Source organism: Winogradskyella litorisediminis (genome assembly GCF_042675765.1).
Classification (GTDB): domain Bacteria; phylum Bacteroidota; class Bacteroidia; order Flavobacteriales; family Flavobacteriaceae; genus Winogradskyella; species Winogradskyella litorisediminis.
On the sequence record NZ_JBHTJL010000013.1, the window covers coordinates 1 to 902 of the forward strand.

Annotated in this window: 1 protein-coding gene; it reads left to right on the plus strand. The window is 43.2% G+C overall.

From position 1 onward, the window contains the following. On the plus strand, positions 1–902 hold a 902-nt coding region (locus ACFQ1Q_RS10500; RefSeq protein WP_386130988.1), incomplete at both ends, for an Ig-like domain-containing protein.

The window sequence follows — 902 nt, forward strand, 5'->3', positions numbered from 1 at the left end:
ACAGTATTCCCAATTACAGATGGCGCTACAGTAACTCTATCAGATGGCACAGACGTAACGTTAACAGGCGGACAATTAGAAGTGACACCAGTAACAGATAGCACAGAGCCAATCAATTTCGATTACACGGTAGAAGATGAAGATGGTTTAACCGATACTGGTAATGTAGACATCACTTTCACTCAGCTGCCACCAGTAGCGGACAATGAAGTAGTCACAGGAGCAACGATAAACACGTTAGTACCAGTAGATGTATTAAATGGCGATGACGACCCAGACGGCGATAATGCCAATTTAACGATTACAGAGATTATCGACCTAGATGGTACAGTATTCCCAATTACAGATGGCGCTACAGTAACTCTATCAGATGGCACAGATGTAACGTTAACAGGTGGACAATTAGAAGTGACACCAGCGACAGATAGCACAGAGCCAATCAATTTCGACTACACGGTAGAAGATGAAGATGGTTTAACCGATACTGGTAATGTAGACATCAGTTTCACTCAGCTACCACCAGTAGCGGACAATGAAGTTGTTACTGATGCCACAATAAACACACCATTAAATATTAATGTATTAGATGGCGATGACGACCCAGATGGAGACAACGCCAACTTGACAATCACAGAGATAATCGACCCAGACGGTACAGTAACACCAATAGCACCATTATCAACAGTAACGTTGAGTGATGGGACTATGGTAACGCTAAACACTAATGGCACATTAGATGTAACGCCAGCGCCGGATAGTACAGAGCCAATCAATTTCGATTACACGGTAGAAGATGAAGATGGTTTAACCGGTACAGGTAATGTAGACATCACGTTCACGCAGCTACCACCAGTAGCTGACAATGAAGTAGTCACAGGAGCAACGATAAACACGTTAGTACC